At 72.0% G+C, this 14,580-nt stretch carries 17 protein-coding genes and 1 pseudogene; 7 read left to right on the top strand and 11 right to left on the bottom strand.

All coding sequences use genetic code 11. From position 1 onward, the window contains the following. The first annotated feature begins 37 nt into the window (after window positions 1–37). On the top strand, window positions 38–508 hold the full coding sequence (locus LZ604_RS21425) for a cytochrome P450 (RefSeq protein WP_234517039.1): 471 nt from the start codon (window positions 38–40) through the stop codon (window positions 506–508). A 337-nt stretch (window positions 509–845) separates the two neighbouring features. After that, on the top strand, window positions 846–1,685 hold the full coding sequence (locus LZ604_RS21430) for a YhjD/YihY/BrkB family envelope integrity protein (RefSeq protein ID WP_372482172.1): 840 nt from the start codon (window positions 846–848) through the stop codon (window positions 1,683–1,685). Window positions 1,686–1,749: 64 nt separating this feature from the next. Here LZ604_RS21430 and LZ604_RS21435 read toward each other — a convergent pair whose 3' ends face one another. Next, window positions 1,750–2,844 carry an alpha/beta hydrolase gene (locus LZ604_RS21435; RefSeq protein ID WP_234517040.1) on the bottom strand — a complete coding sequence of 365 codons (1,095 nt, stop codon included), beginning with the start codon at window positions 2,842–2,844 and terminating at the stop codon, window positions 1,750–1,752. A 183-nt stretch (window positions 2,845–3,027) separates the two neighbouring features. Further along, the gene (locus LZ604_RS21440; RefSeq protein WP_234517041.1) at window positions 3,028–3,342 is read right to left on the bottom strand and encodes an ANTAR domain-containing protein; all 315 of its coding nucleotides are present in this window, start codon (window positions 3,340–3,342) and stop codon (window positions 3,028–3,030) included. 352 nt (window positions 3,343–3,694) lie between these two features. Between LZ604_RS21440 and LZ604_RS21445 the strand changes: the two genes are divergently transcribed. Continuing rightward, window positions 3,695–4,654: a helix-turn-helix transcriptional regulator gene (locus LZ604_RS21445; RefSeq protein ID WP_234517042.1), complete on the top strand. Its 960-nt coding sequence runs from the start codon at window positions 3,695–3,697 to the stop codon at window positions 4,652–4,654. A gap of 174 nt (window positions 4,655–4,828) precedes the next feature. On the opposite strand, the gene LZ604_RS21450 is transcribed toward LZ604_RS21445, so the two are convergent. Beyond that, on the bottom strand, window positions 4,829–7,111 hold the full coding sequence (locus tag LZ604_RS21450) for a catalase (RefSeq protein WP_234517043.1): 2,283 nt from the start codon (window positions 7,109–7,111) through the stop codon (window positions 4,829–4,831). A 215-nt stretch (window positions 7,112–7,326) separates the two neighbouring features. On the opposite strand from LZ604_RS21450, the gene LZ604_RS21455 reads away from it, so the two are divergent. After that, complete coding sequence (locus tag LZ604_RS21455; RefSeq protein ID WP_234517044.1) at window positions 7,327–7,722, top strand: hypothetical protein; 396 nt, start codon at window positions 7,327–7,329, stop codon at window positions 7,720–7,722. 12 nt (window positions 7,723–7,734) lie between these two features. Here LZ604_RS21455 and LZ604_RS21460 read toward each other — a convergent pair whose 3' ends face one another. Together LZ604_RS21460 and LZ604_RS21465 are read right to left on the bottom strand one after the other, a co-directional pair. Continuing rightward, the gene (locus LZ604_RS21460) at window positions 7,735–8,061 is read right to left on the bottom strand and encodes a plasmid stabilization protein (RefSeq protein WP_234517045.1); all 327 of its coding nucleotides are present in this window, start codon (window positions 8,059–8,061) and stop codon (window positions 7,735–7,737) included. A gap of 141 nt (window positions 8,062–8,202) precedes the next feature. Next, window positions 8,203–8,484, bottom strand: a complete 282-nt coding sequence (locus tag LZ604_RS21465) for a hypothetical protein (protein ID WP_234517046.1) — start codon at window positions 8,482–8,484, stop codon at window positions 8,203–8,205. Window positions 8,485–8,662: 178 nt separating this feature from the next. Between LZ604_RS21465 and LZ604_RS21470 the strand changes: the two genes are divergently transcribed. Next, entirely contained in the window at window positions 8,663–8,857 is a 195-nt protein-coding gene (locus tag LZ604_RS21470) for a hypothetical protein (RefSeq protein WP_234517047.1), read from the top strand. Window positions 8,858–9,069: 212 nt separating this feature from the next. Further along, window positions 9,070–9,291: pseudogene (locus LZ604_RS21475) on the top strand (hypothetical protein); the annotation flags it as partial. Here LZ604_RS21475 and LZ604_RS21480 read toward each other — a convergent pair. The 6 genes from LZ604_RS21480 to LZ604_RS21505 all read right to left on the bottom strand — a co-directional run bounded on the left by LZ604_RS21480 (window position 9,213) and on the right by LZ604_RS21505 (window position 13,861). Continuing rightward, the gene (locus tag LZ604_RS21480; RefSeq protein ID WP_234517048.1) at window positions 9,213–9,899 is read right to left on the bottom strand and encodes a haloacid dehalogenase type II; all 687 of its coding nucleotides are present in this window, start codon (window positions 9,897–9,899) and stop codon (window positions 9,213–9,215) included. The pseudogene LZ604_RS21475 and the gene LZ604_RS21480 overlap by 79 nt on opposite strands. Next, window positions 9,889–10,425 (bottom strand): hypothetical protein, encoded by a 537-nt coding sequence (locus LZ604_RS21485; protein WP_234517049.1) that lies wholly within the window; start codon window positions 10,423–10,425, stop codon window positions 9,889–9,891. Before LZ604_RS21485 ends, LZ604_RS21480 begins: the two co-directional genes overlap by 11 nt. A gap of 754 nt (window positions 10,426–11,179) precedes the next feature. Further along, a complete protein-coding gene (locus tag LZ604_RS36305) occupies window positions 11,180–11,731 on the bottom strand; it encodes a hypothetical protein (RefSeq protein ID WP_372482173.1) in 552 nt (183 codons plus the stop codon). A 499-nt stretch (window positions 11,732–12,230) separates the two neighbouring features. Continuing rightward, window positions 12,231–12,545: an ANTAR domain-containing protein gene (locus tag LZ604_RS21495; protein WP_234517050.1), complete on the bottom strand. Its 315-nt coding sequence runs from the start codon at window positions 12,543–12,545 to the stop codon at window positions 12,231–12,233. A 58-nt stretch (window positions 12,546–12,603) separates the two neighbouring features. Further along, on the bottom strand, window positions 12,604–13,257 hold the full coding sequence (locus tag LZ604_RS21500; protein WP_234517051.1) for a hypothetical protein: 654 nt from the start codon (window positions 13,255–13,257) through the stop codon (window positions 12,604–12,606). A 16-nt stretch (window positions 13,258–13,273) separates the two neighbouring features. Beyond that, window positions 13,274–13,861 (bottom strand): hemerythrin domain-containing protein, encoded by a 588-nt coding sequence (locus LZ604_RS21505; protein ID WP_234517052.1) that lies wholly within the window; start codon window positions 13,859–13,861, stop codon window positions 13,274–13,276. Window positions 13,862–14,068: 207 nt separating this feature from the next. Between LZ604_RS21505 and LZ604_RS21510 the strand changes: the two genes are divergently transcribed. Then, on the top strand, window positions 14,069–14,533 hold the full coding sequence (locus tag LZ604_RS21510; RefSeq protein WP_234517053.1) for a MarR family winged helix-turn-helix transcriptional regulator: 465 nt from the start codon (window positions 14,069–14,071) through the stop codon (window positions 14,531–14,533). The last annotated feature ends 47 nt before the right edge of the window (window positions 14,534–14,580 follow it).

Below are 14,580 nucleotides of genomic sequence, written 5' to 3' on the forward strand. Positions count from 1 at the left end.
CTGGACGGCGTCATAGGCGAACTCGAAGACTTTGCCGATGTACGGCAGCGTGATGCGGGTCAGTCCGTCAGGTCCGCAGGCTCTCCAGCACCTGACCGAAGTCCTGCGCCTGTACCAGCCCAACTGGTTCATGATGTGGCGCACCACACGGCCGACGGCCATCCGCTCGGTACCGCTCCCCGAAGGCGCCGAGCTCATCCTCAGCGCGGCCGCACTGCACCGCGGCCCGGCCGCCTTTCCCGATCCCCTGCGGTTCGACCCCGGCCGCTGGCCGCATCTGACGGAACGTGACCTGCCGCGCGGCGCCTATATCCCCTTCGTGGCCGGGAACCGCAAATGCATCGGCGACACTCCGCCTGGCACGAGATGCGGATCACGCTGGCGGCCATCACGGCGCGTCGGCGGCTCCACCCGCTCCCCCGGCATCGTGTCCACGCCGTCGAGCATGTGCAGATCCGTCCCAACGCGCTGCCCCTGCATGCGTGTCACGCCCCGGAACGACCGGTGACGCCCGACCGCCCCGCGGAGTACGCCGAACGCGGGGGCTCCATGGGTCCAGGAACGTCCAGGAACACGCTGAAGACCCCGCCTCCGGCATACCGGAGGCGGGGTCCTGTGGAGCGCCGGGCAGGCCTTGCACCTGCATCTCCCCGCAGGAAGCGGGGCGTCTTTCCTTGGACCACCAACGCATGGCATCGGCACCGTCGTTCAGCGCCGTGCACAAGATCGAGTGTAGCGCACCGGCAGCACATCCCGGCCCGCCACGGTACGGCCGTTCCCGCACCGCGGGTGATCAGCGGGACCAGGGGGTTTCGGCCGAGTGCGGCTCGGGAACCGGGGGACGCATGACGGGTTCCCCGGGCCCGCCGCCGGACGAGCGGCCCCAGCACCGCGGACGGCACACCCGCTGGCACAACTCGGCCGCCGGGCGGTTCTGGCAGCACGGCAGCGAGATGGAACTGCTGCACCGGTCCATGGGCTTCGCCGCTCTGGCCCTGGTCACCCTCGCGCCGTTGCTGATCGTCGTCGCCGCCGCGGCACCCTTCCAGCAGCGCGGCTTCGCTTCCTGGGTCACCGACGGCATGAGCCTCACGGGGCGGCCCGCGAACGCCGTCGACCACCTGTTCGGTGCGCCGCGTACGGTGCTCAGCGCCACCAGCGCCTTCAGCGTGGTCGCCCTCGCCCTGTTCGGACTCACCTTCGCCTCGAGTGTCCAGACGGGCTACGAGAGGGTCTGGGACCTGCCCGCGGGCCGCTGGCACACCGTGTGGCGCCGCGCCGTGTGGCTCACCGCCCTGACGGCCTATCTGTTCGCCGAGGTGCAGAGCGGCGCGATCCTGGGGAGCGGAATCCTCCAGTCCGCCGTCCGCATCCTCCTGACCGTCGTGTTCGGCGTGCTGTTCTTCTGGTGGGGCCAGCACTTCCTGCTGGGCAGCCGGGTGAGCTGGCGGGCGCTGCTGCCGGGGGCCGCGGCCACCATGCTGGGGCTCGTCGGCCTGCGCTGGTTCTCCTACCAGGTGTTCTCCCCGCTGATCGTGAACAACGCCGTCACCTACGGCGCCGTGGGCACCGTCCTCGTCGTCCAGTCCTGGCTCATCGGAGTCGGCTTCGTCGTCTTCGGAGGCGCCCTGCTGGGCCGCCACCTCCACGAGGCCCACATCAGGAAGCGGTGCCCGAGCCGATGAGGGGCGTGCGGTGCGACCGAACGGGGCCGCCGGCGTGACCAAACGCCGGCGGCGCGGGCGCGTGTCAGCCGTACAGGGCGTTGCGCAGGGCGTTCGTGGCCTGGGCGACCGCGGACTTGGCAGCGTCGCTTCCGGCGAGCCCGTTGAGCATCACGAAGTCGTGGATCATGTGCTCGTAGTGGACGTGGGTGACGGGAACGCCCGCCGAGCGCAGCTTCGCGGCGTAGTCGCGCCCCTCGTCGTACAGCACATCGCTGTCGGTGATCACCAGTGCCTTCGGCAGGCCGCTGAGCTCGGAGGCGGTGGCGCGCAGCGGAGAGGCGGTGGGCTGGGTGCGGACGGCGGTGTCGGGGGCGTACTGGTTCCAGAACCACTTCATGCCGGCGGCGGTGAGCCAGCAGCCCGTGCCGAAGCGCTGGTAGGAGGAGGTGTTGAACGAGGCGTCGGTGACCGGGTAGAACAGCACCTGCTGCGCCAGCCTGGGGCCGCCGCGCTGCTTGGCCATCAGGGTGACGGCGGCGGTCATGTTGCCGCCGACGCTGTCACCGGCCACGGCGAGCCGCGACCCGTCGACGCCGATCTCCTTCCCGTGCTGGGCCACCCACTGGGTGGCGGCGTACGCCTGCTCGTTGGCGGCCGAGTACCTGGCCTCGGGTGACCGGGTGTAGTCGACGAACACCACGGCTGCCTTGGCGCCGTTGGCGATCTGACGTACGAGCCGGTCGTGCGTCGAGGCGTCGCCGAGCACCCATCCACCGCCGTGGAAGTACATCACCGCGGGCAGCGAGCCGGACACGCCGTGCGGCCGCACGATGCGGATCGAGACCGAGCCGGTGGGTCCGCCGGGGATGGTGCGCGTCGTGATGTCGGCCGGGAGCTTGTCCACCGGGTACGCGGCCTGCAGGTCGAGAAGTACCTTGCGGGCGGCCTCGGGCGTGAGGTCCTGGATCGGCGGGCCGCCCGCCGCGGCGAGCTTGTCGAGGAACTCCTGTGCGGTCGGCTCCAGGCTCTGCTGCGGGTCGCCGCAGGTCGCCTGGGTGGTGGCGGCGGCAGGGGTGGCCAGGGCCGGGACTGCGACGGCGAGGGCTGCGGTGGTGGCCAGCGCCGTCAGGCCGGACAGGGGCTTGCGCAGGCGGCGAGAGCGTCGGGTGGCGCTCATGGGCTCCTCCTTCCGAGGGGTTCTTCCGCAGCGAGCCTTCAGTGGTCGCCGCCACCCGGCCCGCCGGACCGGACCGAAGGAGTGGCGCCGTACGCCCGCTCGGGTGAGCTGCGCACGCGAGACGTTTGCGGGCCGCCGCTCCCGCCCGTGTTCGAGCGGCCGGCCGTTCGGGTCGCCGTGGGATCAGGCCCTGACTGAGGTCTCCGCCCCGGAATCGATCGCGTCTCGGTCGAGTGCCCGTCGCAGTTCGCCCAATTGCGGGTTGGGAAGGTCGCCGCCCTGGGCGAACGTCAGCACGCCCTCGGCAAGGTCGTCCAGGTCGGTGCCGGTGCGCTGCGCCACGTCCCGCAGGACCCGCCACGCGGCTTCCGGCGCGATCCGGCCCAGCACGGCGAGGACGCCGACGGCCTGATGGTGGGTGGCATCCGCCTTGAGGGCGCGCAGAAGCTGCTCGTTCTCCGCACGGAGCCGCCGGACGTCCCGGGCGAGGTCCGTCACGGCAGCAGCTCCAGGGGGTGACGCCCGGAGAGGACGAAGAACGCCATGGAAACACCTTCCGGGCGGGCGGGGACGCGCGAAACCGGCCGTCGACACGGAACGTGACGATCTCTTCCCGGCCCACTCTGCACTCGACGGGCCCGCGTCGCGATACGGCAAACGAAAAGCTCATGCCGCGCAGGACAGGGAACGAAAGCAAGGCCCGCCGGCCGCGCCGAGTGGCCTGCCGCTGCCGCGCCCGCCTTCCGCCGGTGCCTCGAAAAGCCGTGCGTCGCACCCTTGCGTGAGCTCGTTTCCGGCCGGCCGCCTGCCCCGAGGACATGGGCCCGCGAAGAGAGGGCAGACACCGGCCATGGACACGCTGGCCTGCGAAAGTGACGACCTGGGAGAGACCGAGGCGTTCCTCAGCCAGGCATACGCGAGGATGCGCATCGGCGGCAGCGGCGACGGCAGCCGTACGCGGCTGGTCCGTCACGCCACGGACCGAGTGAGCACCGACGAGCTGGACCTGCGTTTCGACATGGACTACTCGGTCACCCCGCTCGGAAGGCTCTGCCTCTGCGTCGTGCACACCGGCACCATCGAGGAGCACACCTTCCACGGGGTCCGGGACGACTTCGGCCCGGGTGACCTCGTGTGTTTCGCCCCGCCGGAGCTCCCCTACAGCGGACGTATCCGCCAGGCCCGCTACAACATCACCATGCTCGACCCCGGCCTGCTCACCGACGTCGCCGACCTCGCCCCGCGCTCACGTCCGGAGCCGGTGCGCCTGACCGGCCACCGGCCCCACTCCCCCGCCGCCGCCGAGCACCTGAAGAGCACCATCGCCCACCTGCGGACCATCCTCTCGGAACCGGCCCTCGCCGGGCAGCCCCTGGTCGTCTCCACCGCCACCCAGCACCTGGCCGCCAGCGTCCTCGCGGCCTTCCCCTCGAACGCGCTGACCGATCCCACCGCCGCCGACCGCGCCGACGCCCGTCCCCCGGCCCTGGGGCGCGCCGTCGCCTACATCGACGACCACGCCGACCAGGACATCACGGTCGCCGACATCGCCGCGGCCGCCCACGTCACCATCCGCACGCTGCAGTACGCCTTCCGGCGGCATCTGGACACCACCCCCCTCGGCTATCTGCGCCAGGTCCGCCTCGCCCACGCCCACCGGGACCTCCGCTCGGCCGCCGCCGACAGCGGCGCCACGGTCACCGGGATCGCGGCGCGCTGGGGCTTCCACCACCCGGGACGCTTCTCCGCTCTCTACCGCCGGGCCTACGGCCGCACGCCGCAGACGACCCTGCGAGGGAAGGCCTCCTGACTGGCACCGCGTGCGGGCCGCCCCTGGGCCCGGGACTCGCGTACTGCCGGGCGCGCAGGCACCTCCGGCCCAACCGGGCGTGCCCACCGCCGTCGTGTCCGTGACCGGCGGAGTTCCGCCGGTCACGGACACGGCAGCCACGGAGGGCGCCGGGGCCGGTGTCTGCGGCAGCCCTCAGCCTTCTGAGACGAAGCGCTCCCAGACGCGGTGGGCGCCCAGGAGGCCGGTGAGCTGCTGCAGAGTGGCGGTGCCGCTGTCGCCGATCACCACTCCCGGCGCGTCCGTGGGTACACCGGCCGCCTCCAGAGCCGCCTCGCCGCCCGCCCAGGCGCCGATGGCCTTGCCGTGGCGGAAGGCTTCGGACAGCAGCAGGCCGACCCGCGGATCGCATGTCGCCTGCCGGGTGGCAGCGGGGGCGCCCTTGGCGTCGCGCGCACCATAGGCGTCGCTGCCCACGCCGGGTGTTCCGGCCAGGAGGACGGCGTCGAACTCGACGGAGCGCGCGGTGACGTAGGTGCGCTGCACCGTCAACGCGCCGTCGCCGGCCTCGAGCTTGCCGCCGGTGGGTGCCACCACCAGGGGAACCATGCCCGCTGCGAGCACCGCGTCGCGCACGCCGCGGACACCGTCGAGGTCGCCGTCCGCGCCGGTCACGATGCCGATGATGCGTCCGCTCGTGGGCCAGGTGTGGCCGACCTGGGACAGTGCCGGGCTGGGCTCGACCTCGGCGAGGGGCACGGTGGGCTTGGGCTCCGGGAGCCCGAGGCCGGTGGCGACCTGCGCGCACAGTTCGGGATCGATATTGGCCAGGACCTGCAACGCGCGTTCCTTGACGGTCTGTTCGTAGCATTTGCCCAACTCGAAGGTGTAGGCGCCGATGATGTGCTCGCGTTCCACCGGGCTCATGCTGAGCCAGAACCGGCGGGGCTGACTGAAGTGGTCCGCGAACGACTCCGGGGCCTGACGGCCCTTCGTGGCTTCCGGAACACGCACCGGCGCCTCGACGTAGGCGCCGTTGTCCGCTCCCGCGGCGAACGGACAACCGGCGTCCAGGGAGTTGGGCCGGTACGGCGCGACGCCGCGGTGGACGGCCGTCTGGTGCATGCCGTCGCGCAGCATGTCGTTCACGGGGGCGTGCGGGCGGTTGATGGGCAGCTGCGGGAAGTTGGGACCGCCCAGGCGCGTGATCTGAGTGTCCAGATAGGAGAAGAGCCGCCCCGCGAGCAGCGGGTCGTCGGTGATGTCGATGCCGGGAACGAGGTGGCCCACGTGGAAGGCGACCTGCTCCGTCTCGGCGAAGAAGTTCGACGGATTGCGATTCAGGGTGAGCAGCCCGACGGGCTGCACGGGGGCGAGTTCCTCCGGGACGATGTTCGTCGGGTCCAGCAGGTCGATGCCCTCGAAGGTCTGCTCCGGGGTGTCGGGGAAGGTCTGGATACCGAGCTCCCACTGGGGGTAGGCGCCCGCCTCGATGGCATCGGCGAGGTCCCTGCGGTGGAAGTCGGGGTCGACGCCGTTGATGATCTGCGCCTCCTCCCAGACCAGGGAGTGCACGCCGAGCTTCGGCTTCCAGTGGAACTTCACCAGTGTCGTCCCGCCCTTCGCGTCCACCAGGCGGAAGGTGTGAACGCCGAAGCCCTCCATCATGCGGAACGAGCGCGGGATGCCGCGGTCGGACATGTTCCAGAGCGTGTGGTGGGTGGCCTCGGTGTGCAGGGTGACGAAGTCCCAGAACGTGTCGTGAGCACTCTGCGCCTGGGGGATCTCCCGATCGGGGTGCGGCTTGCCGGCGTGGATGACGTCCGGGAACTTGATCGCGTCCTGGATGAAGAACACCGGGATGTTGTTGCCGACCAGGTCGAAGACGCCTTCGCCGGTGTAGAACTTGGTGGCGAATCCCCGGGTGTCGCGGACGGTGTCGGACGATCCGCGGGATCCCAGCACCGTGGAGAACCGGACGAACACCGGGGTCTCGACGTCTTTGGCCAGGAACGCGGCCTTGGTCACGGAGGCCGCCGTGCCGTAGCTCTGGAAGACACCGTGCGCTGCCGCGCCACGGGCGTGCACCACCCGCTCGGGGATGCGCTCGTGGTCGAAGTGCATGACCTTCTCACGCAGGTGGTGGTCCTGAAGCAGCACGGGACCACGGGGTCCGGCCTTCAGCGAGTGGTCGGTGTCGTACAGCCGGGCGCCCTGCGCGGTCGTCAGATAGCTGCCGCCTTGGGCCATCGCCGCCTGGTCGGCACCCGTGGGCCGGCCGGTCGGAGACATGGTGTCGGGACCGCTCTGGTCCGGCTTCGGCGGAAGGGGGTCACGGGGCTCCGTCGGCTCCTCGAACGGCGGCGATTCGGGGCCGGGCTTCCCCGGAATACCCTCCTCCGGCCCAGCGCCGTCGCTGCCGTGCACGCTGCCCGTGAGCTTCCGCGCCGCACGCTTGACGGGGTTGGCCTCGGCCATGGACTTCCTCCTGGACATATCAAATGAGGCAAATGGGGAATTCTCGAGGCGACCTCTCACGCCGGACCGTGCGGCCCATCAGCGCCCACCGAGGGTGGGCCGGTCCGTTTCACCGTCGGCGCGCCGGGCAACTCGTAAGCTCGACCGATCCGTGGAGTCGGCGGCCCCACGGCGGGCGGTGCGCACCGGGTCGTTCTCCTTCCTGGGAGGCCGCGATGAGAAAGCGGAAGAAGGGCGCACCGCCCGCCGAGGCGTTTCCTGTGGAGTTGTGCGATCTGTGCGCCGCGACCTTCCCGGGCGGCGACGCGGTGCGGGGCTACGTTCCGGACTCCTCCTCCGCGCAGCCGGGTGACGACTGGTTCGACGGTCTTCGTCTCGTCACCGCGTGCAGCGAGGCTCATTTCCAGGCGGTTCGGGAGACGTATCTGCATCGCCCCTTCGTGGTGGAAGAGCTCTGGGCGGCCAAGATCACCCGGTCCCTGACCACCGGCCCGCCCGTGCTGTCCCTGCTGGAGCTCGCGTGCCGCACCGGGTTGCAGGAGCCAGAGATCCGGCGTGCCGTCGCGTGGCACAACGAACGGCTGCGGCGGCAGCGGCGAATGGATCCCTGACCCGCCTTCCGCTCAGCGCCCGAGGGCCCTGGAGAGCTGTTCCTTGTTCATCGTGGACCGCCCCTCGATGCCCTTGCGCTTGGCCTCTTCGTACAGTTCGTCGCGGGTGGGGGCCGACCGCGACGAACCGCCGCGCGAGGACCGGGACGATCCGCCCGAGGAGCCGCTTCTGCTCGAGGAGGACCGGGAGGACTTCGTCTCGCCCGACTGGGCTCGCTGCTTGTTCACCGTTCGCGCCGCCATCTCCTTGGCCCGCCCGGTCGAGGCCCCGCGTTCCTGGGCGCTCTCCTTGATGTGCTCGTACTGCCGTTCCCGCTTGGGACCTGACTTCGCCGCCATAAGGGACCAACTCCTTGGGTTCGTGCGGCGCCGCGACCATCCCGCCGCGGCGCCGCTTCCTGGGTTTCCCGCCTCGCGGTACCGAAACGGCGGCATGCACGCCATTCGGGTGATGCTCGCGGCCGGCCCCTCTCCGCCCGTTTACGGCGAACGGAAGAGATCCCCGATCGCCGCCTGGACCTTCCGGCGCAGAATCCCGCCGGAGATCCCGGGAAGCGACCGGTCCTCGTCGCGCCGTGCTCCCTCGGCCGCCGCCCAGTCCGGCGGTATCTCTCCGTCCACGACGAACTCGAGTACGGTCGGCCCCGCCGTCGCCAGGGCCTCGTCCCAGACCGCGCCCACCGCGGCCGGGCGCGCACAGCGGACCCCGGTCAGACCGAGCAGCGCAGCGCGCTGTTCGTCGTGCCCTTCCTGACCTATCACGTCACCAAGCGGGCCTGCCTGGGCCTGCAGGCGGCCGACCGCCGCCGTCTGCTGGAGAGTCAGGTCACCGAGGACTCCGGCGCACGGCCCGGGGCGGGTACCAGTCCGGCGCACGGCCCGGGGCGGGTACCAGGAGGCACGCACGCTGCTGCCCGCGGCCGAGGTGTACCGCGTCCTCGTGCGCGACGAGCCCCGGCCGCTCGCCTACGGGACGGAAGTCTGGCGCTGGTTCCGCAAGCACCGGATCCGCAACGCGCTGAGCCGGTGGTACTTCGGCCGGCGGGTCGAGATGCCCGCCGCCGAGTGGCAGCGCGGCCGTATCGATGTGGTGCGGGCCGGTCCGGGCGAGGCGGACGAGGGCGATGAGAGCTGAGCAAGCCGAGCAAGGGGTTGGTGCACCCTGTGCTACGACCGTCTCGCCGGGATGAGCGGATCGGATGTCACCCACGACGGGGTGCAGGGGGCACGGCCCGGACGCGCAGCCCTCACCGGTGCGTCCACCGGTCGCCGCCGGCGCCGTCGCGGACGCAGCGGGCAACCCATGGCGCGCGAGGCGCAGTTCTTCTCCTGCTACGGCACCGGCCGTCCCTGATGACCGGGTCGGCGGCCCTGCGGTTCGGGGTGTTCCACGCCGGGGTGGCGTCCGCCGAGGACCCCGAGTACACCGTCGTGCCGCAACGGGAGCGGCTGGAGAGGCGCTCTCCGCTGACGGCCGGCCCGACGCGGGTTCACCCGGCGGCCAGTCGGCGCGCGAGATCGGCGACCCCGGCGGCCTCCCGGTCGGCGGGGCGCAGCGCCGCCGGGTAGGGAACGGGTGTCCGCCGCAGCCAGGCGGCGGACAGACCCGCCCGTCCGGCGCCGTCGACGTCCCAGGGGTGCACCGAGACCAGCATGGCTTGTGCGGCGGGTACGTCCACCGCGCGCAGCGCGTACGCATAGGCGGCCCTGGCCGGCTTCCAGCTGCCCGCGCCCTCGATGTCGAGGTGCTCCTCGAAACAGTCCCCGAGTTCGGCCCGGTCCAGGACCGCGCGGGTGGTGTCGGCCGAGCCGTTCGTCAGGGTCACCAGGCGATGTCCGGCCGCGTACAGGGCCCGTACGCCGTCGGGCACGTCCGGGTGCACGGGCAGCCCGGGCAGAGCGGCCAGGACGTGGTCCACGGCCGCTCCGGGGTCCGGTGCACCGGGCCGTTCCCGGGCGAGCAGGGTCAGCAGCACGTCCCGGGCCACAGCGGCGAAGGAGGCGTGACCGCCCGCGAGAGTCAGGGCGAATCCGTCGCGCAGCACTCCGGCGAACCAGACCGGCAGCAGACGCCCGGGCAGGCCGATGTCCTCCAGGCGCGCGGCGAGCGGGCCCATGTCCGTGAGCGTTTCGTTGACGTCGAAGACGAGAAGGGGCAGTCGTGTGTCACGGAGCACGCAGATCACCGTCCCCGGCCGGCAGTGCGAGAGCGTGCGCGGCCATCCGCTCCTCGCGGTTGACCCATGCCCAGGTGACGGCCACCGCGGCGCCGCCGACGGGCAGCATGGCGACGATCATGGCCAGACCCTCCAGGGAGTGCCCGGCGGCCACGACTCCGACCGCGGGCAGATCCAGCAGCGGAGCGGCCAGGAACAGACAGAGGCAGCGGCCCGGGTCGCTCAGGCGGTGCCGGGTGTGCGCAAGGACGGGGAGCCGGAAGACGACTGCGGCCGCCAGCAGGGCCGGTTCGGTCAGGAACGCCCCGCCGGGGGGCGTCAGGCCCACCATGTCGCCGAGCACCGCCCAGGCGTGCGTCAGCACCAGCAGGGGCAGGGCGACGCCCGCGGGCAGGCTCACCCGTTCCCACAGCGGCGCGCGGCGCACGAGCCAGAGCGCGCCGGGGACCAGCGCGGCCAGGACGAGGCCGGAACAGGCCATCGCCGCCGCGGAGGCCAGAGAGTCCGGGTGTGCCGTGTGGTGCACGCCGGTTCACCTCTCCCGGGGCGCGGTGCCGCGCAGCGCCAGTCCGCCCGCCAGGGCCAGCAGTGGAATCGCCAGGGCCAGCAGCCACCGGCCGTAGACGAAGTGCGACGTCACGGGAGGTCAGCCGCAGCTGGACGGGACGCCCCGTCGGGACCACCAGGGTCGGCAGCTTCCCGGCCCGGCAGTTCGCGGAGACTCTGCGCCGGTCGGGGGACTGCGGGTAGCGGAAGTCCCAGCACCACTGGAAGCCGGTCACGTCGACCCGGACGGGCGCGGCGCCGGCCGCCCGGTGCTCCCGGTGGTTCTGCCAGGCGGTCCACGCCACCAGGAAGACCGCGAACCCGGTCAGCACGCTGATGCAGTACGCCTCGAGCCTCGGGCGTTCCGGCCGTCTGGAGGCGCCCGTCCCGCGGCCGGCCCGGCGGGCGATCAGCGCATAGCCGAAGAGGGCGAACACGTCGCCGAAGATGTGTCGCTGTGTCACCGCGCCGCCCTCCGGGTGAGCCGCTCACCCCGGTACCCCGGAACCCTGTGGCCCCGGAGTTCTTCACACGTCGTCGTCTCGCCACCGTCACCGTCACCGCCACCGTCAGGCAACTCACCACGGTCACCGGCAAGCAATCCGATCACCGAGCCACCCGGACATTACGGGCGCGGTGTGCGCTCCGCGAGGGGACACACCGCAGGCCGGAGTCCCCCGGCAGCCCGGGTTCACACCTCCTCGCCGGGACGGACACCGGTTCGGCCGGGCACGTCACGGGTACTCACCAGCGGCCGTGGGGAAGGGGATGAGCCTGTGCCCACTGCATGCGGCGCACCCCGTACGGCAGTTGATGCACCCGAACCCCTGCAACCGCCCCCACCCGAGCGGGGCCCTGCGCACACCGCATGGGCGACGATGGTCGGCACGGGTGATCCAGGCGCGGGTGCCGGTCACCGACCCGATGTCACCGCCGACCGGTGCACGGGCGCAGCCTGCACCTGGTGGGCCTGCCCTGCCACTGGGGTCGCAACGGCTGCAGCACCGGCGACGAGCAACTGGCCGGAGGTCTGCGCGGCGGCCACGGCCGAGGACCGTGATCGTGGCACGGCCTGTTCGAACCGCCCGCCGGTGACCTTGTGACGGTTGTTCAGCTCCCCCGAGCGATTGTGAGAGGCGCGCCTTCAGCACCAAGCCGGTGTCCGGGCCGATCGCGGCGGCGTAGTCGGCGACGGTCGTGCGGTGGGTGGTGCAGAACTCGCGGAGCCGGGCCCCGGTGGATACGAGGTCCGGGAGCCGGAAACCGTCCCCGATCTCCACCACCATCTCCCCCGGCTGACGACGATGTCCTTGCCGGCGGCCGGCGCGGTGGCGAGGAGGACGAGCGCGGCGGCACCGTTGTCGACGACGTGCACCGCCGCGGCGGACGGGGCCCGGTCGTGCAGGGTCCCGCAGAGCCGTGCGCCCTCGGCGGGCGCGTACGCCTGTGCACAGGTCCAGCTCGGCAGTCCGTCGGCCCGGCCGAGGTTGGTGTGCAGCACGAGACCGATTGCGTTGATCACCGCCCGGAGCCCGCCGGCCGTGCCGGGGCAGCAGGGCGGCTGCCGCGTCTTCCACCTGCTCCGGAGGGATACTGCCATCGCGCTGCCCGTCGGTGCGCGGAATCCGCTGTGGCGCGTCGGTGGTGTCGCGGGGCCGTGACGAACCGGCGGAGCGGTCCGCGGCCGTCCCGGTCCGCTCGCCCGACCCGTCCGCTGCGATCTTCCACTGATGCAGCCCCCGGCGTTCGACGTACGGGGAGGGTCCGGGGGCCGCGGTCCCGGGTTCAGGGACGGGTGCGGGAAGCGATCCTGGTGCGGTCCAGGGCCCTTCTGAACTCGTCCAGCTCCGGCTGCGGCAGGTCGCCGCCCTGGGCGAACTTGAGGACGTGTTCGGCGATGAGCCGCAGCTTGGTGTTCGTGTGCTGCGAGACGTCCCGCAGCACCCCCCAGGCTTCGTCCTGCGGGATCCGCCCCAGTACGACCACCGCGCCGATGGCCTGGTCGACCAGGGCGTGCGAAACCACCGCGCGCTTCAGATGCCGATTCTCCACCCGCAGCCGCTCGCACTCCTGGGCCAGTTCCGTAGTGCCCGCTGTCACCCTTCCACCTTCCCGCAGGAGGGGTCCGAGCACGACTCAAACTTTGGCCACACCTTGTTCACGGTCGGGCAAGGCCGGGCGGCGAACCGCAGGGCTCGTGCCGGGCGCCCATGGCAACGGTGGTGGTGAGGCGTACGACGCAGGGGGCCCGGGGGGTCGATCCGAACCCGAACCGCACGGGCGGTTCGACCGGGGCGAGGGAGCCCAGGTCCTCGCCCTCGTAGCGGGCCGCGGCGGCGGTGACGGGATGCAGGTCCTTCGCCCCGTACCACTCGTACCGGCCGGCGCCCGCGCTGCCACAGGTCCGCGCGCCCAGCAGCAGCCGCGCCGGCAGGGCCACCGCCGCGGCCCAGGCGGGACGGGCGGAGAGCGGCCCGGGCACGGCCCTGAGCAGACGTCCCAGGGCACCCCGGCGGCCCAGGGTGAAGTGCAGATGCAGGCACGGGGCGGTCACCGTCCAGTGACGCCCGGCGATATCCACCCTGACCGGCGTCACCCGTACCTCGTCGAAGGCGTAGGTGCCCGCGATGAAGTCCGCCGTCTGCGCGGAGGGGGCCAGCAGGAGGCGGTGCCCGTCCTGCCGCTCGAGCATGACGTCGTCGAAGGGCCCGAACGGCGTGCGTACCCAGCGCCCCACCACCACACGGGTCCCGGACGACGTACCGATGCCGGCGATCCAGCCGTCGAAGCGCAGCCGGTCGTACGGCCGCACGGCCGGCCTCGCCGTGTCAGGTGCCGCCGCGGGATCGGGTGACGGCGTCCTTCACCCGGTCGACCAGGGAGGCGAAGGGCCCGGTGATCCACTGGGCGGCGGGCGATCCCGCCGCGGTCGGGTGCGGGTGGGTCGGTGCCATCTTCTCGACCATCTGGAGCTGGGCGCCCATCCGCTTGAGCTGGTCCTCGTCGCAGCCCTGACGCACGGCGGGGAACTCCTCCTGCTCCTCGTGCTCGGCATGGGCGATCACCGACCGCTCGAAGGCGGCGAGCCTGTCGTCGAACTCGGGGCTGCTGACGTCCATCTTCTCCAGCTGGGCGAGGACCTTGTTGGCCGCCTTCTCCTCATGGTTGCGGGCGTCGGCCTCCGCCTGCCCCGCGGTCTTCTTGGCCGTGGGCCGCAGGATCATCTCCTCCGCGGTCTCGTGGACCGCCAGCAGAGCCCTCAGCTCGTCGAAGATCGACTTCTTCTGCTCCCCCTGCGCGCTCTTGACCTCGGCGAACAAGTCGCGGATCCGGGCGTGCTGCAACAGCAGGATGCGGACCACGTCGCCCTCCGGAAGCCGCGCCGCCTGCTCGCGTTCCATCGTCGCGTCGCTCATGGCAGCGCCCTCCTCTCCATGTCGGCCGTCGGTTTCACCGGGCGGGTAACCAGGACAGGAGCCAGCAAAACGGGCCGAAGAGCGCGAAGGGGAACGAAGGGGCTGAGGCGTCCGGGGTGTGTTTACCGGATCAGCCCAGGAGGACCCGACAATTAATAACATCGGGTTGAACAGCTCAGGCTGATAAACCTAGTGTTAGTACCTGTGATGGTGAACAAGGACACGGCTTCCGATCGCATCGCGACCGCGGAGGACACCGCCCGCCTCGCCTCCGGTCTGCGGCTGGCCGTGGGCCGGATGACCCGGCGGCTGCGTCAGGCGCACGCCGTCGGGGATGTGTCGCTCTCCGGGGTGTCGGTGCTCGCGCGGCTCGCGGCCGAAGGTCCCGGCTCGCCGGGGTCCCTCGCCGACCTGGAGCGCGTACGGCCGCAGGCGATGGCGAGCACGCTGACCGTGCTCGAACAGCGGGGGCTGGTGCGTCGTACACCCGACGCGGCCGACGGACGGCGGGCCGTCGTGGCGATCACCGAGGAGGGACGGGCCATGCTGGCGGAGCGGCACTCCGAGTCCGTCCACCGTCTCTCGTCCGCCCTGGAGGAGTTCACGGCTCAGGAGCGCGAGACGCTCGCCGCGGCGCTGCCCCTCCTCGACCGACTGGCGGCACGGCTGTGAGCGCGGGCGCCTCCGGCACCGGCGACCGGCCTGGGGACCGCGCGGTG

The organism is Streptomyces glomeratus, assembly GCF_021462825.1.
In the GTDB taxonomy this organism is placed as follows: domain Bacteria; phylum Actinomycetota; class Actinomycetes; order Streptomycetales; family Streptomycetaceae; genus Streptomyces; species Streptomyces glomeratus.

Coding starts and splice junctions, on each gene's coding strand:
- LZ604_RS21425 (WP_234517039.1), top strand. CDS start 38: ATGTACGGCAGCGTGATGCGGGTCAGTCCGTCAGGTCCGCAGGCTCTC.
- LZ604_RS21430 (WP_372482172.1), top strand. CDS start 846: ATGACGGGTTCCCCGGGCCCGCCGCCGGACGAGCGGCCCCAGCACCGC.
- LZ604_RS21435 (WP_234517040.1), bottom strand. CDS start 2,844: ATGAGCGCCACCCGACGCTCTCGCCGCCTGCGCAAGCCCCTGTCCGGC.
- LZ604_RS21445 (WP_234517042.1), top strand. CDS start 3,695: ATGGACACGCTGGCCTGCGAAAGTGACGACCTGGGAGAGACCGAGGCG.
- LZ604_RS21450 (WP_234517043.1), bottom strand. CDS start 7,111: ATGGCCGAGGCCAACCCCGTCAAGCGTGCGGCGCGGAAGCTCACGGGC.
- LZ604_RS21455 (WP_234517044.1), top strand. CDS start 7,327: ATGAGAAAGCGGAAGAAGGGCGCACCGCCCGCCGAGGCGTTTCCTGTG.
- LZ604_RS21460 (WP_234517045.1), bottom strand. CDS start 8,061: ATGGCGGCGAAGTCAGGTCCCAAGCGGGAACGGCAGTACGAGCACATC.
- LZ604_RS36305 (WP_372482173.1), bottom strand. CDS start 11,731: ATGGTGGTGGAGATCGGGGACGGTTTCCGGCTCCCGGACCTCGTATCC.
- LZ604_RS21505 (WP_234517052.1), bottom strand. CDS start 13,861: ATGAGCGACGCGACGATGGAACGCGAGCAGGCGGCGCGGCTTCCGGAG.
- LZ604_RS21510 (WP_234517053.1), top strand. CDS start 14,069: ATGGTGAACAAGGACACGGCTTCCGATCGCATCGCGACCGCGGAGGAC.